The following is a 19,613-nucleotide window of genomic DNA, read 5'->3' as shown; positions in this document are numbered from 1 at the left end:
AATATCCTATACTCGTTGCAGGATGCAGTTTCCCTCCCATTGAATGCCAGTACAGGGAGTCACAAATGGCTATTTTCGCCCACTTGCGGGCAATTTTTTCAGCATTATTGGCAGAATTATCTGATGAATAAAAAACGTCCCGTCTTGACCCCGGCAACCCTGTTATTGCTGCAGCCGGTCTGCATCGGTTCGGCCCTGGCGGCGGATCAGAAAGACAGCGATACGCTGGTGGTAATGGCGCAACCCATCGGATTGACCGAGCTGGGATCGCCGGTGTCCGTCAGCGTGATCGACGGCCAGGACCTGCGCAACGCCGCACCGCAGATTAACCTGTCGGAAAACCTTGGCAGCGTGCCGGGTCTGCAGCTTCAAAACCGGCAAAACTATGCGCAGGATCTGCAGCTGTCGATACGCGGATTCGGCAGCCGATCGATGTTCGGCGTGCGCGGGGTGCGCATGTACGTCGACGGCATCCCCGCCACCATGCCCGACGGCCAGGGACAAACCTCCAACATCGACATCAACTCCGTCGAGCGCATCGAGGTGCTGCGCGGCCCCTATTCCGCGCTGTACGGCAACGCTTCGGGCGGGGTGATCAACGTTGACACCCAGACCGGCGCCCAGCCGCCAACGCTGGAGGCCGGCAGCTATTTCGGCAGCGACAACACCTGGCGCTACGGGGTGAAAGCGACCGGCGCCACCGGCGACGGCACCCAGGCCGGCGACGTCAACTACACTATCTCCGGCACCCGCTTCACCACTCAGGGCTATCGCGATCACAGCGCCGCGCGGAAAAACCTCGGCAACGGCAAGCTCGGCGTGCGGTTGGACGACGTCAGTACCCTGACGCTGATGTTCAACAGCGTCTCCATTGACGCCGGCGATCCGGGCGGCCTGACCGAAGCGGAATGGAAGGAAAACCCGCGCCAGGCGCCGCGCGCGGATCAATACAACACCCGCAAGTCGCTCGATCAGACCCAGGCCGGTCTGCGCTATCAGCGCCAGATGAGCGAGCGCGACGAACTGACGCTGACCGCCTACCACGGCGAGCGCCACACCACGCAGTACCAATCCATTCCACGCGGGCCGCAGCTCAACCCTACCCACGCCGGCGGGGTGATCGTGCTGGAAAGAAAATATCAGGGCATTGACACTCGCTGGAAGCATGAGGATACTCTCGCCTCGTTACCGGTAACACTGATCGGCGGTCTGGATTATGAAACCATGACCGAACGCCGGCAGGGGTTTGAAAACTTTATTCTGCGAGACGGCACAGTGGACTACGGCGAGAAAGGCGACCAGCGGCGCAACGAGAAAAACCGCATCTGGAACCTGGATCCTTACCTGCAAACCTCCTGGCAACTGACGCCGCACTGGACGCTGGACGCCGGCCTGCGCTACAGCACGGTCAGCTTCGACTCGACCGACTACTACATCACGCCGCGCAACGGCGACGACAGCGGCAGCAAACGCTACCACCAGTGGCTGCCGATGGGCTCGCTCAACTATAAAATCAATCCGGCGTGGAACGTTTATCTCTCCGCAGGCCGCGGCTTTGAAACCCCGACCATCAACGAACTCTCCTATCGCCCCGACGGCCAGGCCGGCCTGAACATCGGCCTGCAGCCGTCCACCAGCGACACCGTCGAACTGGGCAGCAAACTGCGCCTCGGCAACGGCCTGGTGAGCGCCGCCCTGTTCCAGACCGATACCGACAACGAGCTGGTGGTGGCGGAAAGCAGCGGTTGGCGCACCAGCTACGCCAACGCCGGCAAAACCCGGCGGCGCGGCCTTGAACTGGCGCTGGATCAAGAGTTCGCGCTGGACTGGCGCCTGCATATGGCCTGGACGCTGCTGGACGCCACCTACCGCAGCGAGATGTGCGGTAAATCCGGCTGTACCCCCGCCGGCAATCGCCTGCCGGGCATCGCCCGCAACATGGGCTACGCCTCGCTGGCCTATGCCCCGCCGGAAGGCTGGCACGCCGGCGCGGAACTGCGCTACATGAGCGACATTCAGGCCAATGACGCCAACAGCGCGCAGGCTCCCTCTTACACCGTGGCCGGCGTAAACGCCGGTTATCGCTTTACCTGGAACCGCTGGGCGCTGGACGTGTTCAGCCGGGTGGACAATGTTTTCGATCGCCGATACGTCGGTTCGGTGATCGTCAACGAAGGCAACGGCCGCTACTTCGAGCCGGCGCCGGGGCGCAACTGGGGTGGCGGCGCCACCTTGTCTTATCGCTTTGAATAAGGCAAAGCACCTTAAGGTTAAAAAACGGGATGGGTTTTACGTCACCCTAGCGGCTTCTCGCTGAAATAATAGGGAGAAACCGCGTGTTTTTTCCGATTTGGCTTAATCTCTAAATCGGGGACTTTCATTTTTGGTAAGGGTATTGCTATGCAAAATAAAGCGTCACTATCGCCGCTTATCGTCATAACGGCGCTGTTTGCCGCGCTGAGCGGGCTTTATCTGCTCGGCGGCGGCATCTGGCTGGCCAAGTTGGGCGGTTCGCTATATTACATCATCGCCGGGCTGGTGCTGCTGGCGACCTCTTGGCTGCTGTTCCGCCGTCGCGCCACCGCGCTGCTGCTGTACGCGGTATTCCTGCTGGGCACCACGATTTGGGCCCTGTGGGAAGTGGGCCCGGACTTCTGGGCGCTGACGCCGCGCCTGGACGTCACCTTCTTCTTCGGCCTGTGGCTGGTGTTGCCGTTTATCTACCGCAAGCTGGTGGCCAACGGCAAATTCGCCTACGGCGCGCTGAGCGCGGCGCTGGCGATCACCGTCATCGCGCTGGCCTATGCCGTGTTCAACGATCCGCAAGAGATTAACGGCACCCTCGACGCCGCCCAGGTACAACCGAAAGACGCCACCGGCGCCGACTGGCCGGCCTATGGCCGCACCCAGGAAGGCACCCGTTACTCGCCGCTGAGCCAGATCAACGACAAAAACGTTGGCCAGCTGCAAGAGGTTTGGCGTTTCCAGACCGGCGATCTGAAGACCGCCAACGATCCGGGTGAGATCACCAACGAAGTCACGCCGATCAAGATCCGCGATACCCTTTACATGTGTACGCCGCACCAGAAGCTGTTCGCGCTGGATGCCGCCACCGGTAAAGAAAAATGGAAGTTTGATCCGCAGCTGAAATACAACCCAACCTTCCAGCACATCACCTGTCGCGGCGTGTCTTACCACGAAACCGCCGCAGCCGCAGGCGCCGCCGGCGACGCCGCTCCGGCGATGTGCGCACGCCGCATCATTCTGCCGGTCAACGACGGCCGTCTGTTCGCACTGGACGCCGAAACCGGCAAACCCTGCCCGGACTTCGCCAACAACGGTGAGCTGAACCTGCAGAGCAATATGCCGTATGCGACGCCGGGCCACTACGAGCCGACCTCGCCGCCGGTGATCACCGATAAAGTGATCGTCGTCGCCGGTGCCGTGACCGACAACTACTCCAACCGCGAGCCTTCCGGCGTGATCCGCGGCTTCGACGTCAACAGCGGCAAGCTGCTGTGGGCCTTCGATCCGGGCGCGAAAGATCCGAACGCCATCCCGGCGGACGAGCACCACTTCGTGCCGAACTCGCCGAACTCCTGGGCGCCTGCCGCCTATGACGCCAAGCTGGATATCGTTTACCTGCCGATGGGCGTTTCCACTCCGGACATCTGGGGCGGCGATCGCACCCCGGAAATGGAACGCTACGCCAGCGGCCTGTTGGCGCTGAACGCCTCCACCGGCAAACTGGCCTGGTTCTATCAGACGGTCCACCATGACCTGTGGGATATGGACGTGCCGGCGCAGCCGACCCTGGCGGACATTACCGACAAGAGCGGTAAAAAAGTGCCGGTCATCTATGTGCCGACCAAAACCGGCAACATCTTCGTGCTGAACCGCACCAACGGCGAACTGGTGGTGCCGGCACCGGAGAAACCGGTACCGCAAGGCCCGGCCAAGGGCGATCGCCTGTCACCGACCCAGCCGTTCTCCGAGTTGACCTTCCGTCCTGAGAAGAAACTGACCGGCGCCGACATGTGGGGCGCGACCATCTATGATCAGCTGGTCTGCCGCGTGATGTTCCACAGCCTGCGTTATGAAGGCACCTTCACCCCGCCTTCCGAGCAGGGCACGCTGGTGTTCCCGGGTAACCTGGGCATGTTCGAATGGGGCGGCCTGGCCGTCGATACCGATCGCGAAATCGCCATCGCCAACCCGATCGCGCTGCCGTTCGTCTCCAAACTGATCCCGCGCGGCCCAGGCAACCCGATTGAGCCGCCGGAAGGCGACAAAGGCGGCAGCGGCACCGAGTCCGGCGTACAGCCGCAGTATGGCGTGCCGTTCGGCGTCACCCTGAACCCGTTCCTGTCGCCGTTCGGCCTGCCGTGCAAACAGCCGGCCTGGGGTTACATTTCCGCCGTGGATCTGAAAACCAACGACATCGTGTGGAAAAAACGCATCGGCACCGTGCGCGACAGCTCACCGTTGCCGCTGCCGTTCAAAATGGGCATGCCGATGCTGGGCGGCCCGGTGACCACCGCCGGTAACGTGTTCTTCATCGGCGCCACCGCGGACAACTACCTGCGCGCCTTCAGCGTGACCAACGGTGAAAAACTGTGGGAAGCGCGCTTGCCGGCCGGCGGCCAGGCGACGCCGATGACCTATGAGGTCAACGGCAAGCAGTACGTGCTGATCTACGCCGGCGGCCACGGTTCCTTCGGCACCAAGCTGGGCGACTACGTGGTCGCTTACGCCCTGCCCGATCAGAAGTAACCACCGCCGTTAGTACCCCGCAAAGCACGCCGCAAGGCGTGCTTTTTCTTTTCCCGCCCCGCCGGCTGCCCCCTCACAATACCCTTAATTTTTTCATTTCCATTATTGATAATGGTTATCATTCGCAATATTATACCTCTGCGGCCCCGGCAGCGGCTGCGATCCTCTCCAGCTTAATGGGCAATACAACGATCGGCCGCCTTCGGGCGGCCCTATTCGGAGGCGCATGGTCGACCATACTCGGAAGCATCGAAAGAAGATTTTGCAAGCGGCGGTGAAAACGCGACGCGCCGGCCTGACGTTCGCGCCGGCATCGCCGGCCACGTCGCCCTTTATCGGCCAGCACCGCCAGACGCAAGCCGTACTGATACACCTGATCGGCCATGATGACGCCCAGGAGGAACATGAATGAACCTGCAGCCCTTTACCGCCATGCTGATGTTCGCCTATGTGCTGCTGATGGTGCCGCTGCTCTACGTCATCGATAGCCGCCTGAGCGCCAGCAAACTGGTGCGCAAAGCCACGCAAAACCTCATCATCATCGCCTTGACGCTGTTGTTCTTCAGCGCGATGACGCTGCTGTATTGACCTTGCCGCGGCTGTCGGCGGCGGATCGTCACCCGGCGTCCGAGCGCCTGGCCCGCGGATATTTCCACAGCCAGCGCCCGCTGACCATGCGCCAGTAGAATAAGGCGCCGCGCACCGCCCAATCGAGGAACATCCCCAACCAGACACCCACCACGCCCATGCCCAGTTCGATGCCCAACGCGTAGCCGGCCACCACGCGGCACCCCCACATGCCGAGCATCGTCACCCACATGGCGAAGCGGGCGTCGCGCGCGCCTTTCAACCCGGCGGGCAAGACCCAGGAAGCGGCCCAGATCGGCATAAAGGCGGCGTTGAGCCAGATCAGGGTTTTCACCACCGTTTTCACATCATCCTGCGAGGTATAAAACGCGGCGAACACCCCGGCCAGCGGCGCGGTGCCCCAGGCGATGGCGGTCAGCCCAAGGGTCGACAGCCAGAAAATATGGCGCAGCTGCCGCTCCGCCTGGCCGATCTCGCCTTTGCCGAGCCGCCGGCCGACGATAATGGTCGAAGCCGATCCCAACGCGTTGCCCGGCAGGTTGATCAACGAAGCGATGGAGAAAGCGATAAAGTTGCCGGCGATCACGTTGGTGCCCATGCCGGCGACAAACATCTGCGTCAACAGCTTGCCGCCGTTAAACAGTACCGACTCGACGCTGGCGGGAATGCCGATCCCCAGCACTTCCCACAGGATGCTCATTTTGAGCGGCGTGAAATAGCTTTTCAACGTGATGTGCAGCGCCGGATTAAAGCCGATCGCCAGCACGTAGAGGATGGCGATGGCGCCGATATAGCGGGAAATCGTCAGCCCCAGCCCGGCGCCGACGAACCCCAGGCCATGCCAGCCCAGCATGCCGTAAATCAGGATGCTGCTGATGATGATATTGAGGATATTCATGCCGCCATTGATAAGCAGCGGGATCTTGGTGTTGCCCGCGCCGCGCAGGGCGCCGCTGCCGATCAACGCAATCGCCGCCGCCGGGTAGCTCCACACCGTGGTTTGCAGGTAAGAGAGCGCCAGCGCTTTCACCTCCGGCGAGGCCGCGCCGGCGATCACATCAATGATAGGCTCACCCGCCAGGTGAATGCCCGCCGCCAACAGCAGCGCCACGCCGGTCATCAGCACCAGCGACTGACGCGCCGCCGCCCGCGCCCGCCGGCGATCGCGCTTGCCGAGGCTGAAGGCCACCACCACGGTGGTGCCGAGATCCACCGCGGCGAAAAAGGCGATGATCACCATGTTGAAACTGTCCGCCAGCCCCACTCCGGCCATCGCCTCTTTGCCGAGCCAGCTCACCAGAAAGGTGCTCAGCACCCCCATCAGCAGGACACAGGCGTTCTCCAGAAAGATGGGCACCGCCAGTGGCGTGATCTCGCGCCAGAACAGCACGCGGTAGCTTTTCCGTTTGGCGTACCAGCGCGTATTTTCCACGCGCTGACGCAGTGCGGCATACAGGTTCAAGATGGGCTCGATGGGTAAAAGTGAAACATCATTTCAAATGATGATCGATAAATCGTTATCCTGCAAAGAATTTTGGGGCACCCATGAAGCGCGCCCGAAAGGCATGCCGGCGCGCTACTCCATGTAATCTTCCTGATCGGCCTGCGCCGCCGCGATAAAGCGGGCAGTACTGCGGCTGAGCGCAGCGCATTTTTCCGTCAGCAGCTGATTGTCCTGTTGCAGGGTCAGGTAACGCGCCTGGGTAAGCGCCGGCAACTGCCGATACCCTGCCACCTGCGTGTCCCAGCCGCGGCGCTGCGCCGCGCGCATTGCGGTGCGCTGCAGCTTCACGTCGTCCGGTATCTCGCTGCGCCCGCAGTCCACGCGCAGGAAGTGTCCGCCGGCCAGCATCGAAGCGATGTGATCCAGCTGCGCCTGCAGCGGCGGCGCCGGTTTATGCGCCGTCTGCTGACAACCGGCGAGCAGCAGCAATGCCAGCGCGCCGCAAAGAGACGTGCGAAACAGAGTCGACATGGGGGCTCCGGGAAAACCTGTGGGTGATGAGATGATCTTAGGTGAGCGGACGTCGGGCGGCAAGGCGAGCAGCACGCGCGGCCCGCTTAACGTCGGCCGCTGCTGACCTTGGTGGCGCGGGCGGGGTTGCCGGCGACGAATTCCAGCGTGGGGGAATAGTAAAACGGCAGCCAGGCGTTATAGCCGCTCTCCCACTCCCATTTGACCGGGCAAGGCCACAGCATGTCTTCATGCAGGATGTAATAGATCCACCGCCCGGGCGGGCGGCGCGGTTTGCGCGTTTTCATAGCGGGTTCGACGGCCTGATGGAATGCGATAGGGTCAACTGCTGCATTTTACCGCGATTTTCGCCGTGGGGACAGCCTGCATTGCCGGCTTCGCCCCGGCGCCGGCAAGCGCCCTTTATTCACCGCCGCCTGCCGGCGCGCCGCTCTCGGCCCCCAGCACCACTACCCTGTCGGCCGAGTCGATGGTCGACTTTCTGTGGGCGACGATCACGCGCGTAATATTCAGCGAAGATATCGCCCGGTTGATCGCCGACTCATTCTCAACGTCCAGATGGCTGGTCGCTTCATCCATAAACAGCACGCTCGGGCGGCGATAGAGGGCGCGCGCGATAAACAGACGTTGCTTTTGCCCGCCGGAGATGCCGTTGCCCAACTCGCCGATCAGGGTTTCGTAGCCCATCGGCATCTGCATGATTTCATCGTGGATATTGCTGTGTATCGCGCAGGCCATGATCAGCTCTTTATTGGCATTGACCTCAAACCCGCTGATGTTTTCCGCAATGGACCCGGAGAACAGCCGGTCGTCCTGCAGCACGCAGGCGATCGCGTTACGGTAGTTATTCACCCCGACTTTATGGATATCCATCGCGTCGGCCAAAACCTGGCCGGAAGTGGGGCTGAGCAAACCGCACATCACCTTCAGCAAGGTGGTCTTGCCCGCGCCGGAGGCGCCCACGACGGCCACGCTTTCGCCGGCCGCAATGCGCATGTTCAGGTCTTTGAAGATCGGCCGCGACAGCGCGTCATATTGATACGTAAGGTTTTTTACCTCAATGGCAATCCCCGTGCCCGAGGGGAAAACCTGTCGCGGCGCGGACTCCGTCTCCGCATCGGTAAAGACGATGTCGGATATCCTCTCATTGTGCAGCGACAGCATGCGCAAGCCGATCGCCAGGTCGATCAGGCTCGAGGCCCGCTGAGAGAACTGGCCGCGATAGGCATTGAACGCCATGAACATGCCGAGCGTCATGGAATTGTCGATGACCATCATGGCGCCAAGCCACAGGATCGCCACCTGATCGAGCGTCGTGATAAAAGTATTGATCCCGCCGAACATCATATTGAATCGAGTGATTTTGATATTGGTATTGGCGGCGTCGACGTTCAGATTGAGCCAATAGCTGGAGCGCGTTTCCTTGATGCCCAGCGCCTTGACGGTCGAGATGCCGTACAGCGTCTCCATGAAATGCGAGTTGGCCTTGGCCGCCTTGACGATCTGCTCCTCCGAGAATTGACGGTAGGTTCTGTAAGTCATCATCCTGATGAGGATGTAGATCAGAGTGAAGCCCGCCACGACCCAGACCAGCCAGCCGCCGTAGACCATCATCATCGCGAACAGCCCGACCGTCATGATGCCGTCGATGATCCCGCTGACGATATTATTGGTAAAGGTGGTTCTGATCGCATCCAGCGAGGAAAAGCGCGATTGAATGTCCCCCAGGTGCCGTTTCTCGAAAAAATCCAGCGGCAGCTTCATCAGGTGTTCAAACAGCGTCGTCTTCCACTGAATATCGGTCAGCGTCCCGAGCACGATGGAGATCCAGGCCCTGGCGATACTGACCACCGCGCGGAACAAGGTGAAGAAGATCAGCCCCAAACAGATGACCGTCAGCAGGCTGTAGTCATGCGCCTGAATGACATGGTCGGTCACCAGTTGCGTTCCCACCGGCAGCAGCAGGTTGACCGATTCGATGACTATCGATAACGCAAAGATCTTGAGCAGCGTCCCCGGCAGGCCCTCGATGTTTTTCATCAAATCCAGCAGGCGCAAACGGGTCTTGAGGGTCTCTTTTTGAAAGGCCCTGTCGGGCCACAGCTCCAACGCGATGCCGGTAAAGTGATTCGACATCTCCTGCAGCCCGATCACTCTGCGCCCGAAGGCCGGATCGTGAATGACAAAACCGGCGCGCTGCACCTTAACCAACACCACGAAGTGATTCATATTCCAGTGCAGTATGCAGGGCGTTTTCAGCTGATTGATTTCGTCGATGTCCAAGGACAAGGCGCGCGTCTTCAGTTGGATTTGCGACGCGATTTGAGAGATCGTCCCCAGGGTCGCACCCTGGGTGGAAATGCCGAATCGCTGCCGCAGGCTCAGCATATCCACATTAAACCCGTAATAGGAGGCGATCATGGCGAGGCACGCCAGGCCGCATTCCGATGACTCCGACTGCAAGATGCTCGGCACCCGCTTGCGCAGTGAGAATGTTAACTTCTCGTTGATCCGTTCAAAGAGATTATTGTCCTTCATCGACTCGCCCCACGACGCTGTTTTTTATGTCATACAAAGGCGCGATCGCCCACTGATAAAGCGGTTTCTTATCCAGGAAGACGATGACCCTGGCCTGCAGCCCGCTGCTGATTTCGAGATATTTGCCTTTATCGCTGAATTGCGTGTCGCTGATGGACGCCAGCACTTTGTAGTAGGCGTTCCTTTCCCTTTTATTTCCGCTGCTGTATTCCGACATTTCCTGCGGGGAGGCGGGGACCGACGAGATGGATTCTATTTTTCCCGGAAACTGACCGAATTTATCCGACGGGAAGGCTTCATAGCGAATGTTGATGCCATCGCCGATTTTCACGTAGGGCAAACTGTTATTCGGCAGCCATAAAACCAGATAATATTTGATGTTATCAATCGGTTTGATTTGCGCCAGACTGCTGCCGCTCTCGACCACCTGCCCGGCGGTCACGCTCAGCGACTCGATTTTCCCCTTGAGCGGCGCTTTGATAATGACCTGGCCGCCGGCATTGGACTCCGCCAGCTGGCGTTGTAAATCACTGCGTTGCGATTCGCTTTGCGATATCTGATTGTCGTAATCGGCGGCGCGAATCAGCAAATCGCTGCGCAACTGCGACAGTTGAATATTTTGCTGGATCTTTTGGCTGTAGAGCGCCTGATACGAGCTTTGCTGTTGTTGAAAGAGCGAGCGCTGATAATTTAACTGATCTTTGGTGATCAGGCCTTTCGTCAAATAGTGTTCGTAATTTTTCAGGCTATCGCGCATTTTATCCATCCCCTCTTTGGCGCTGAGGTTCAGTTTCTCGGTTTCTTTATAGGCGTTTTCATAGCTATTGATCTGTTTGCGCAAATTATCCAGCATGGCGGTTTTATTTTTATTCAGCTTGCTGATTATCGAATCCAGATTGCTAATCTGTTTGCTTATTTCGCTGGCCGCGATATGGCTGACATTGCCGGACGTGGTGCTTCTCGAGACATCAATCACATACAGCGGTTCGTCCTTTTCCACGACGTCACCGGCTTTATGGAATGCCTGGCTCACGTAACCGTATTGGGAGGAAAACACATTGGTGGAATGCGGGATGCTGATCACCTCGCCTTCAACATCGACCCGGCGCGTGTACTCGCAAAAATAGAGTGCGCCCGCCAGGATCAGAATAAAAGTGAAACAGGTGGCGGCAATCACATGGCTCGACGCGCCGGAAATTAACAGCGCCCTGCCGGTCCATCTTTGACGTTGATAATTGACCGCCTCCTGGCGGAAAATATTCCTGCTCTTATTATCACTCATAGGAAGAACCTGCGCTTGCCTGACCGGGAGACAGCCGCAGCGAGAACGCTGCGGCTTTGGACCGCGTATGGATTTAGCTGATGGTGCCGTTAATCAGCCCATCGAGGCCTTTTTTGGAGTATTCCAGCGTGGTGTCCCAGCCAATAACGGCTGCGGCCACGCCGCTGGCTACGCCGCCCAGGATGCCGCCGGCGACCATGCCTACGCCCTGGCCAATCGAGCCGACGCCCAGCAGGCCGCCGCCGTCGCCGCCGTGCTTACCGCCGATGACGGCGCCCGCCATGCTGCCCACGGAGGCGCCCAGAGCGATGGATGAAACGGCTTCCGCGGCATTGGAGACGGCGCTGCCAATCAGCCCCGACAGTCCATTGCTCATATCCCAGGAATAAGCGCCTGACACTTCATTCATTTCGATAACAGACAGTTCTTTCATTGGTTAATCTCCATATTTAAACGGACAAACACTGCCATACATGCGTGTTGTCATTGCATTGGCATCGGCCTGCAGCGCCTGATGCCACCAATAATGTCGCGCGAACAGACGACATTATATTTTTAATAGGGGTCTCTTTAATTCTGCGTAATGGTGAATGTCATCACCGCGTCGGCCTGTCCGGGGCTAATGGCTCCCGTTTGCTTATAGCGCGCCATCAAGGGGATCCTGATCTCTTTTTCAGCCGCGGTGTGGTAATTGATCGGTCTGGAAAACGTTAATGGATTACGGTTCTCATCCAACACTTCCACGGCGACGCCCTTCGCCGCATCGGCGCCGTCGGCGATATCAATCATTCCCACGCCTGGCGAATTTCCGGCCGCCTCGAACGTGACCTGAACCGGAATATTGTCCTCCTGACATTGCAGAACCACGGAAAAATTGCGTTCGGAAGACGCCGCCGTGCTGCCGACGCCGTTAAACTCGCTGCGTTTAGGGCTGCCCAGATTTACCGTTTGATTTTTATAGTTCAAATCAACCAGGCAACTTTTCTGAATGACCTTCATGCCGGAAATACTGATATCCAAAATGGAGGTCGAATCCAGATAATATCTGGCGATAATTTTCCCGCCCATATCGCCGCCGGTTTTGATCGGGCCGGTTTTAATAAACGTCAGCCGAACATCGTTTCGATTGATCCACGGCGTCAGCAAGTTGGGCGAAATCGCCGTGTTGACGGGCACGTTCTTATTGCTCTGCCATAAGTCTGAAATCGTCACCCCCACGCCCTCGATGCCCGTTTCAAATACGCCGGGCAGCACGCTCGGCGTCAGCGGCGACATGGAGCGATAGGCGACCGAACCGGAACAAAGAAAAGAAAACGTCGTGCCGTTAATGCTGTTCTCCGTTCGAACAGCCAACTGCTCGCCGACTTCAATGCGCGGATCCACGGCCAGCGTCAGCAATCCCATACGGGCGGTTTTCGCGTTGGTGGTACAGGTGCCGGCATAAACCGCCGTCGTGAGCGTCGCCAGCCACACCAGGGCGCCGTAACCGAATATCCTGAGAAAAACGTTCATTTTCACTCTCACTTAAAAGTCATGATGGAAATAGAGCGAGATCTATTGGCAAACGCCGTTTAGGGTTTGGAGACCCGCTGACGGCGGCTCCGCCGGCAACTGGTAACGGATGCGGCATTGGTTCTCGCCATTCCTGCCCCACTGCGCGATGAGCAGGCCCTTTTCCGCCATGCCGGTCAGATAGACCACGCCGTCGCCGCCGACCAGGAACGGCTGAGTCGCCCCCTCGGCAAGACGCAGGCTGGCGCCCAGCGGCAGGGGTGCCCCCTGCGAGTCCGTCACCTTCATCAAAATCCGTCTGCCGACGTTGGCTTTGAAATTCGCCCGGCTCACCGCGCCGCGAGTCGGCGTGACCGACTGGTTCGTCAACTCGAGATCGACATCATCCGGCAAGCTGTCGACATCGAGGCGAATCGAATTGTTGCGATAAGGAGTGGCGTAAGGAACGATCGCGTAGCCGCGCCAGTCGGTTTTCACCCCGACCTGATTGCCGACCGCCACATCGCTCGCGCCGGCCGCCTGTACCAGGGCGACGGTTTCGCCGAACGGTTGACCGAAGGTCACACCGTCTTCATGGGCGATCACCCCGCCCTTCACCCCGTAGTTGACGCGCTGTTGACTGCGATCGTAGGCATAGCCCGCCGTGAGTTCGCCGTACGTCGCGCGCCAGTCGGCGTTGGCGTTGCCGCTGTTGCCCTGGCCCTGGCTGCCATACCCTTCCTGTACGCTCCAGCTGAGGTTGCCGCCGGCCAGCGCCGTGCCGTTGAGGCCCGCCGTATGGCTGGTATTGCCTTTTTTGCTGGTGTTGAGGTTGTAGGTGGCGTAGGTGTTGCTCAGCCATTTCTCTAATGGCACGCTGATGTTGAAAGCGAAGATCTGATCGCGATCGTAAATGCGCCCGCGGTTCGAATCGCCGTAAATAGCCTGTGAATTCCGGCTGTAGCTGTAGTTAAAACCGTAGCTGATGCCATTCCAGCTATTGTTGTAACCCGCGCTCAGCGACTGCATATTGCGCTCGGAGCCCCAATAGTCTTCGGAGACCGCGCTGAGTGAAAGCGACCCCGCCCCTTCCCATAAATTCTGGTTCAGCGTGATTTCGCCGCGATTTTTGCGGCGGTCTATCGGGGCGTAACGGTTGCCGCTGCGATAGGTGTCCAGCACTTCCTGCAGCCCATAGTAGCCGCTGGTCGAATAGCGGTAGCCGGCGATGGCGAAGTTCGTCCCCGTCTCGACGATATTTTTGCTGTACCGCACGCGCCATGACTGACCATCGCTTTTCGGTTGATGCTCCTGCTTTGCCCACGCCTGGGTGACGTCGGCCGACAGGGCGCCGAACTCGCCCAGGTTCTTGCCCAGACCCAATGCCAGCGATTGATACGGCCCGGCGAATTGGCCGCCGCCATACAGGGTGAAACCGGCGGGCAAGCCATAAATCAGGCTGGCCTGCGAGAAGATCTTTTTATCCACGCTGTGATCGTAAGTGCGGTATTGCCCCGAGGTCAGCGCATATTTCAGCCGCCCTTCGCGTTGCAGCACCGGCAGGCTGGCGAAGGGAACGGTCAGGTGCTGTTCGCTGCCGTCCGCCTCCTTGATAGTCACCTCCAAATCGCCGCTGCCGCCGGTCGGGTACATGTCCGAAATTTCAAACGCGCCCGGCGCAACATAACTCTGGTAGATGACATAGCCGTTTTGGCGAATGACCACTTGCGCATTGCTGCGCGCGATGCCGCGCACCACCGGCGCATAACCTCGCAGGCTTTCCGGCAACATGTCGTCATCGGAAGCCAGCTGCGCGCCGCGAAACGATACGCTGTCAAACACATCGGACGGGCTGCTGCTTTCGCCGAGCGTCAGCAAGCTTTTCAGGCGGATGATATTGCGCTGGGCGTAGGTATAGACGGAGTCCCAACGATCCTCCGACGCTCGCCCGCCGCCGGCGCTGTTGTAGCTCCAGGTGGTGTAGTTCCGCACTCGCCAGGCACCCAGGTTGAAGCCCGGCCGCAGGTTGAGGTAATAACTGCTTGCGCTCTGGGTGAATCGATCGCGCCCCTTGCTGTTGCTGCCGGTGAAGCCATAGTTCAGCAGCATCGCCGGCAGGCCTTCATCCCATTGTTCCGGCGGAACGTATCCGCGCACCTTATTTTCCAACGCCGCCTGGGGGATACTCAGCATCAGGCGTTGGCGGTTAAATTGAAATTGCGCCGAGGCCTGCGGGATCGCGGCCAAATTCGCGCAGCGATCGGCACCGGCCAAACCGGGAAACAGCTCAACTTTCACCCCAAGCCGTTTCAGATCTTCCCGCGTCAGACAAGGCTGCAGATCGGCCTTCTCGTCGCTGCCGGCCCGCAGAGCGAACGACACCTCGCGCGTTTCCAGCAGCATGTCGTTCACCCAAATATCGACCCGATACGTGCCGGGAACCTGCTGGCCATTTTCAAAAATCGACAGATCGACGTGCTGCTGACCTGAGCGCCCGGTTTCCAGCAACGCCGGATTAAAATAGTCACGAGAGAAGGCGGGATTAGCCATGTTGCCGCATACCGCCGTTGTTGCCGTGAATAAGGCTATGCGTTTCAGCCAAGCATCCCGCTTCGCTAATATACGCTTTTGAGTTATCATTCATTAGCTCCATTATTGAAATGTTTTATCCCTCTGTCTGCCTTCCCTTACAGATTAAATACCTGACTGATGTTCTTTCCCTGTGCCGCCATAATCATTAATTAATTTCCAGCTTACCGACGTTGCGCCCGCCACGGGCAATGCAAACATTTCGCTGCTCATCGGCGCGATATACGCCACCTCTTTCATTTCCCGCCCCCCGATGCGGACATAATGAAAGTTCATATAATAAGGCGTTGGGTTGGTGAGTTTTAATTCTGAACCGACACGCTGCCATTTCAGCTGCTGCGTCACTTCTTCGGGCACTTGGCGGAGCAGCGGCGCCGGCCGATAAATCAATTTAATGCGGGTCTTGACCGCTATTTGCAGCGTATTCGATTTACCCGCCTGGGTTGTTGAAGGAATGGATTTAATATTCATCCAATACAAGCTTTCTTTATCTTTTGGTAAGTCATCGCCCACTTTCACGATGCGCAGCATATTTTCCTGGTTGCCGTCCAGCCGAAATAAAGGCGGCGTAACGATAAACGCGATTTTATCCACCCCGCTTTGTTGATTCTCCAGCCAGGACTGAATCAAATACGGTTCTTTATCCGGATTCTCCACGCTGATTGACGCTTCTTTTTTTTCGCCGTTGAATATCACCCGCGTCCCGCCAATCACCACGCCGGCGTGAACCGTAGACGCAAACAATAAAATAATGAAAGCCGCTAAGGCGCCGTAGCGATTAAAACGCATAATATTATCTCCGAGGCAATACAGCCCGCTGTGAACCAGCGGGCAAGAAAATATTATCAGTTATAATTCAGCGTAAAGGTGGCGACGCTATTGGCTTTACCGGCGGTAACATCTGCCTGCGTGGAAATATAGCGGGCGGTAAAATCGAGGTTATTTTTCACGCCGCTGCCGGAAGCCAACGGATAAGCCGTCGACGCCGTGTAAAGCGGCAGAACACTGTTAGAAATATCAGACAGTTGGATACCGACGCCGGTAGCGACATCCGTTTCCTGGGTCAGCTGCAATACGTTGCTGTCGCCGTTATCGGCCGCGCCGTCGAACTTAACGGTGGCGCTTTTTACCGTATCCGGACAATCGGTGACTTCCAGCGTGAATTTTGTCGCGCTGGACGTTGATCCTTTGCCACCCGCAAATGCCGTTCGGGCCACATCACCCAAAACAACATTTAATGGATTACTCAAGTCATTCGTGACCTTGCACGCAGCATCGACAATATTCCCGGTAAAATTAACCTGACCATCTGCTGCCAGAGCAGGTAAAGCGCTTGAACACGCTGCCGCGACAAATGCCAACATAATCACTTTTTTTTCCATCATGGGTACTTCTCCTTTTGATTAGACAGACTTCAAAATATCCCCGCCACGGAGAACCCGGACAGGGAGAATAGGAGCTCCGCTCCTTTCACAGTTAATTATGCTTAGCTTTCCCCCTTTAGCAATACATAAAATCAATGTAAAGATGAGAAAAGATAATTACCCCAAATAGAATTAGCATCATTCTTAATTTTATTTTGAAAAAACCGCCAAATCGGCGTTTCTTGATTCAATCATCTGGCCGCCAGGGAATTTATTCTCGCGCTATTCGAAGGCGCTTTCGCCAGATCCTCCTCATTTCCCCCTCAGCCGGAAAATCGGGCGACATCGCCGTAAAATGAAAGCCGGGCGATAAAACTCGCCCTGAAATAAATGACAGTTATATTACGAAAGGCATCACGACGCGGCGGCAGCGAGAGGAGCAGAAGAATAGGAAAAGCATGGCGATAACGGTTTATCGAACAGGAGGGAGAATAAAGCATTCGCCGTTATTGAAACCGGCGCGGTCATGTGACAACGAGAAAATGGCGTTACGCAGAAATATTCTGTCTGACGCCGTTCACTATTTCGAAAACAAGGCAACAATGCGCTCTGTCGCGCAGAATAACGCATTGCCGCCTTATTGTTTTTCGGCGCCGCTAATTAATCGTCATGGCGATAATCTTCCCCCAGCCCTCTGCCGGGTAGGGTTTCACACGCCAGACCATCGCCCGCGGGAACGGCGGACGGATAGTTATCGTCAGGCGTGATAAAGACCGGCGTGGTCGCGATAAACCCATCGTTGAACACCGCCTCGATAAAGGTGGCCTCCCAGCCTTGCGCCGGGGCGGCCAGACGAAACTCGCCGCGATCGGCCTCCGCTGTAGCCAACGGCTCCGGGGTAAAGCGTACGCCGCACGAATAACGAAAATCTCGGGCCGTGCGGTTGTGCGCGCTCCAACGCCGCACGGTGGCCGGCGGTTCGGAAAAACGCAGCGTGCGCACCGCAGCATCCGCGGCGCTGCCTTGCACCTCGATCGTCGGCAACGCGATATCGCGCTGGCGGCGCTTGATCATCGCCAGTATGGCGCGTTCGGCGGCCGGCCGGCTTGCCGCGCGATCCCCGTCGGCAATCGCGCGCAGCGAAACCTCTCCCGGTGAGGCGCTGAAATAGAATCGCGAGCTGTCCGGCGGATAACGTTCGTCGCCGCTGGCGATGATGACATATTTCGCCGCCGCTGGCCGCTCTCCCGCCGTCGGCGGCGGATAAGCGGTGGGATCCGCTATTTGCATCAGTTTGTCGAACGCCGGCGTCTCTATGCGCCGATCGATGCCGAGTTGGTAATAAGGATGAAACGCCAACGGCCAACGGCCGCCATACGTACGATAGGTATGCTTCAAGACCTGCCGCGCCGCGACCCCATCCGGGAACATGGCGACGACGGCATCGATGCGCTCATCCGACAATGACGCCAGCCACGCCGCGGTTGCGCCGCTCGCCGCGCCCGCCACGATGAATTTATCTATCCCCCATCGGCTCAATTCGCGCTGCGCCAGCGTCATGGTTTGCGACAAGGCCGCCGTCATGGGGATCGCCAGCGGCATCATCAAGTATTCATCCGCATCGTCCAGGAACAATCGCCAGCCTCGGGCCTGGCTGTCCTCCCCCGCACGACGCCGCCCCTCATTTTGATATTCCAGGTACGGATAAGGCAGCCGGTTGACGACAATCACGATGGTGTGACTTTCCGCCGCCAAGGCCGCCGGCGTAGCGACGGAAAACGCCGCATTTTGCTTGCCTGGCCCGCTCGCCCCTGCGGCGGCGCAAGCGCAGTCATCGCTCATCAGCACCAACGCTTTACGGGCAAGCGCCCCGTTGGGGATATAAATATCCACATCGTGCCACCATTGCGTCGGCCGGATGGCGTCTTGCGGCGACCAGGATTGCGACATCAACCGATAATGGCGTATCGACACGTCATGGCCGTTATCCACGCCCTTTAACGAATATGACAGAGGCAATATGGCCAACTGATTGTTATAACAAGGAATAACGGTGTGCAAGGCGGGATGTTCGTCCGCAAAGCAGCGGTCTTCCTCTGCCGCCATGGCCTGCCGGCCGCCGATTAAGGCCAGGCAAATCAGCGCGATGTATCCGATGCGTTTCAGCATTTTTTCCTCCCCCCTTTGTCCGTGGCAAATCCCTTGTACGCCGCCTGGCGGCAGGAAACCTTCCGCGCGCCTAGAGCACCTGATGAAAGCGTATCGGATAGCCAAAGCTGTCCTTTTCGAACGCCACGTCTCTGTCGTTCTCGCCCAGCAATAGGCTGTAAACGCCGTTTTCCTCATAACGGCTCATGGCGATATACAGCACCACCTCCCGATGGTCAGCGATCGTAAACTGTTTGCGCCTGGCGTTGATTTCCAAGGTAAACGCCACCACAGGATTGTTGTTCAGAAATACCGAGGTCTGCTGCATGGAGACGATCCTGCCCTGCGCTTTCTCGGTCACCTGAAAGGGCGTGGCGTCATTGGGGGCGCGTATATCCACCTTCTTTTGGATATAGATAAAGTTAAACACCGCCAACGCCACCGCCACGAACAGATTGATGACCATGATCAAGATGATTTTATTCGCCATGAACTCTCCCTTTGCCGTTCTTCCGGCTCCCGACATGAGCGAGGTAAAAGTGCCCTTGCGGGCACTTTTCATTAAGGGCCGGGCTTATGACGATTTACGGCCAAACAGCTGCGAGAAGGCGCTAATCCCGGCATCGATGACGGCGCCAATGCCCTCACCGAGTTTGGCGCCGGCGCCCGCCGCATCCGCGTGGATCCCGAATAGACCGGTACCGGCATCTACGATGGCGCCAATGCCATTGCCCAGGATTTTGCCGGCATCGGAAGCGATGCCTGCGCCGGAAACCGCCATGACTTCTGCTTCAGTCAGTTCTTTCATACTGTCTCCTTTGTATTTATCGACATGTTTAGTAATGAAAAAATGAAACCCTCACTG

At 58.2% G+C, this 19,613-nt stretch carries 17 protein-coding genes; 4 read left to right on the top strand and 13 right to left on the bottom strand.

Features of this window, described 5'->3' with window-relative positions; genetic code table 11:
- The first annotated feature begins 123 nt into the window (after positions 1 to 123).
- The 4 genes from pqqU (at position 124) to H7A77_RS19250 (ending at position 5,361) form a co-directional block, all read left to right on the top strand.
- On the top strand, positions 124 to 2,253 hold the full coding sequence (gene pqqU / locus H7A77_RS19265; RefSeq protein WP_370528349.1) for a TonB-dependent receptor PqqU: 2,130 nt from the start codon (positions 124 to 126) through the stop codon (positions 2,251 to 2,253).
- A gap of 147 nt (positions 2,254 to 2,400) precedes the next feature.
- On the top strand, positions 2,401 to 4,773 hold the full coding sequence (locus H7A77_RS19260; protein WP_033650791.1) for a glucose/quinate/shikimate family membrane-bound PQQ-dependent dehydrogenase: 2,373 nt from the start codon (positions 2,401 to 2,403) through the stop codon (positions 4,771 to 4,773).
- A 226-nt stretch (positions 4,774 to 4,999) separates the two neighbouring features.
- Positions 5,000 to 5,185, top strand: a complete 186-nt coding sequence (locus H7A77_RS19255; protein ID WP_033643635.1) for a hypothetical protein — start codon at positions 5,000 to 5,002, stop codon at positions 5,183 to 5,185.
- Positions 5,182 to 5,361, top strand: coding sequence for a hypothetical protein (locus H7A77_RS19250; protein ID WP_015378373.1), 180 nt, complete (start codon positions 5,182 to 5,184; stop codon positions 5,359 to 5,361). Before H7A77_RS19255 ends, H7A77_RS19250 begins: the two co-directional genes overlap by 4 nt.
- A gap of 28 nt (positions 5,362 to 5,389) precedes the next feature.
- On the opposite strand, the gene H7A77_RS19245 is transcribed toward H7A77_RS19250, so the two are convergent.
- The 13 genes from H7A77_RS19245 to H7A77_RS19185 all read right to left on the bottom strand — a co-directional run bounded on the left by H7A77_RS19245 (position 5,390) and on the right by H7A77_RS19185 (position 19,556).
- On the bottom strand, positions 5,390 to 6,823 hold the full coding sequence (locus tag H7A77_RS19245) for an EmmdR/YeeO family multidrug/toxin efflux MATE transporter (RefSeq protein WP_033650790.1): 1,434 nt from the start codon (positions 6,821 to 6,823) through the stop codon (positions 5,390 to 5,392).
- Positions 6,824 to 6,937: 114 nt separating this feature from the next.
- Positions 6,938 to 7,336 carry a type II secretion system pilot lipoprotein GspS gene (gene gspS / locus H7A77_RS19240; protein WP_182074515.1) on the bottom strand — a complete coding sequence of 133 codons (399 nt, stop codon included), beginning with the start codon at positions 7,334 to 7,336 and terminating at the stop codon, positions 6,938 to 6,940.
- 86 nt (positions 7,337 to 7,422) lie between these two features.
- Positions 7,423 to 7,623 (bottom strand): hypothetical protein, encoded by a 201-nt coding sequence (locus tag H7A77_RS19235; protein ID WP_015378375.1) that lies wholly within the window; start codon positions 7,621 to 7,623, stop codon positions 7,423 to 7,425.
- A gap of 115 nt (positions 7,624 to 7,738) precedes the next feature.
- On the bottom strand, positions 7,739 to 9,874 hold the full coding sequence (locus H7A77_RS19230) for a peptidase domain-containing ABC transporter (protein ID WP_004935271.1): 2,136 nt from the start codon (positions 9,872 to 9,874) through the stop codon (positions 7,739 to 7,741).
- Positions 9,861 to 11,156 (bottom strand): HlyD family secretion protein, encoded by a 1,296-nt coding sequence (locus H7A77_RS19225; protein WP_004935276.1) that lies wholly within the window; start codon positions 11,154 to 11,156, stop codon positions 9,861 to 9,863. Before H7A77_RS19225 ends, H7A77_RS19230 begins: the two co-directional genes overlap by 14 nt.
- Before the next feature lie 73 nt (positions 11,157 to 11,229).
- Positions 11,230 to 11,589 carry a hypothetical protein gene (locus H7A77_RS19220; protein ID WP_004935280.1) on the bottom strand — a complete coding sequence of 120 codons (360 nt, stop codon included), beginning with the start codon at positions 11,587 to 11,589 and terminating at the stop codon, positions 11,230 to 11,232.
- A gap of 137 nt (positions 11,590 to 11,726) precedes the next feature.
- Complete coding sequence (locus tag H7A77_RS19215; RefSeq protein ID WP_042784949.1) at positions 11,727 to 12,668, bottom strand: fimbrial protein; 942 nt, start codon at positions 12,666 to 12,668, stop codon at positions 11,727 to 11,729.
- Positions 12,669 to 12,710: 42 nt separating this feature from the next.
- A complete protein-coding gene (locus H7A77_RS19210; RefSeq protein ID WP_033643646.1) occupies positions 12,711 to 15,287 on the bottom strand; it encodes a fimbria/pilus outer membrane usher protein in 2,577 nt (858 codons plus the stop codon).
- Positions 15,288 to 15,341: 54 nt separating this feature from the next.
- Positions 15,342 to 16,025: a molecular chaperone gene (locus H7A77_RS19205; protein ID WP_033632666.1), complete on the bottom strand. Its 684-nt coding sequence runs from the start codon at positions 16,023 to 16,025 to the stop codon at positions 15,342 to 15,344.
- Positions 16,026 to 16,081: 56 nt separating this feature from the next.
- Complete coding sequence (locus tag H7A77_RS19200) at positions 16,082 to 16,621, bottom strand: fimbrial protein (protein WP_004935293.1); 540 nt, start codon at positions 16,619 to 16,621, stop codon at positions 16,082 to 16,084.
- Positions 16,622 to 17,260: 639 nt separating this feature from the next.
- Entirely contained in the window at positions 17,261 to 18,769 is a 1,509-nt protein-coding gene (locus H7A77_RS19195) for a PhoPQ-activated protein PqaA family protein (protein WP_182074514.1), read from the bottom strand.
- A 70-nt stretch (positions 18,770 to 18,839) separates the two neighbouring features.
- The gene (locus tag H7A77_RS19190) at positions 18,840 to 19,238 is read right to left on the bottom strand and encodes a hypothetical protein (protein ID WP_042784953.1); all 399 of its coding nucleotides are present in this window, start codon (positions 19,236 to 19,238) and stop codon (positions 18,840 to 18,842) included.
- Between the two features lie 84 nt (positions 19,239 to 19,322).
- Positions 19,323 to 19,556, bottom strand: a complete 234-nt coding sequence (locus tag H7A77_RS19185; RefSeq protein ID WP_004935304.1) for a hypothetical protein — start codon at positions 19,554 to 19,556, stop codon at positions 19,323 to 19,325.
- Positions 19,557 to 19,613 lie beyond the last annotated feature (57 nt).

The organism is Serratia sp. ME47, assembly GCF_903970925.1.
In the GTDB taxonomy this organism is placed as follows: Bacteria; Pseudomonadota; Gammaproteobacteria; order Enterobacterales; family Enterobacteriaceae; genus Serratia; species Serratia ureilytica.
The sequence above is the reverse complement of the archived record's forward strand: the minus strand, read 5'-3'. Positions and strand labels throughout refer to the sequence as shown.

Bases quoted from the DNA above. Each gene is read 5' to 3' on its own strand.
- pqqU (WP_370528349.1), top strand. From the start codon at position 124: ATGAATAAAAAACGTCCCGTCTTGACCCCGGCAACCCTGTTATTGCTG.
- H7A77_RS19260 (WP_033650791.1), top strand. From the start codon at position 2,401: ATGCAAAATAAAGCGTCACTATCGCCGCTTATCGTCATAACGGCGCTG.
- H7A77_RS19255 (WP_033643635.1), top strand. From the start codon at position 5,000: ATGGTCGACCATACTCGGAAGCATCGAAAGAAGATTTTGCAAGCGGCG.
- H7A77_RS19250 (WP_015378373.1), top strand. From the start codon at position 5,182: ATGAACCTGCAGCCCTTTACCGCCATGCTGATGTTCGCCTATGTGCTG.
- gspS (WP_182074515.1), bottom strand. From the start codon at position 7,336: ATGTCGACTCTGTTTCGCACGTCTCTTTGCGGCGCGCTGGCATTGCTG.
- H7A77_RS19235 (WP_015378375.1), bottom strand. From the start codon at position 7,623: ATGAAAACGCGCAAACCGCGCCGCCCGCCCGGGCGGTGGATCTATTAC.
- H7A77_RS19230 (WP_004935271.1), bottom strand. From the start codon at position 9,874: ATGAAGGACAATAATCTCTTTGAACGGATCAACGAGAAGTTAACATTC.
- H7A77_RS19225 (WP_004935276.1), bottom strand. From the start codon at position 11,156: ATGAGTGATAATAAGAGCAGGAATATTTTCCGCCAGGAGGCGGTCAAT.
- H7A77_RS19220 (WP_004935280.1), bottom strand. From the start codon at position 11,589: ATGAAAGAACTGTCTGTTATCGAAATGAATGAAGTGTCAGGCGCTTAT.
- H7A77_RS19215 (WP_042784949.1), bottom strand. From the start codon at position 12,668: ATGAACGTTTTTCTCAGGATATTCGGTTACGGCGCCCTGGTGTGGCTG.
- H7A77_RS19210 (WP_033643646.1), bottom strand. From the start codon at position 15,287: ATGATAACTCAAAAGCGTATATTAGCGAAGCGGGATGCTTGGCTGAAA.
- H7A77_RS19205 (WP_033632666.1), bottom strand. From the start codon at position 16,025: ATGCGTTTTAATCGCTACGGCGCCTTAGCGGCTTTCATTATTTTATTG.
- H7A77_RS19200 (WP_004935293.1), bottom strand. From the start codon at position 16,621: ATGATGGAAAAAAAAGTGATTATGTTGGCATTTGTCGCGGCAGCGTGT.
- H7A77_RS19195 (WP_182074514.1), bottom strand. From the start codon at position 18,769: ATGCTGAAACGCATCGGATACATCGCGCTGATTTGCCTGGCCTTAATC.
- H7A77_RS19190 (WP_042784953.1), bottom strand. From the start codon at position 19,238: ATGGCGAATAAAATCATCTTGATCATGGTCATCAATCTGTTCGTGGCG.
- H7A77_RS19185 (WP_004935304.1), bottom strand. From the start codon at position 19,556: ATGAAAGAACTGACTGAAGCAGAAGTCATGGCGGTTTCCGGCGCAGGC.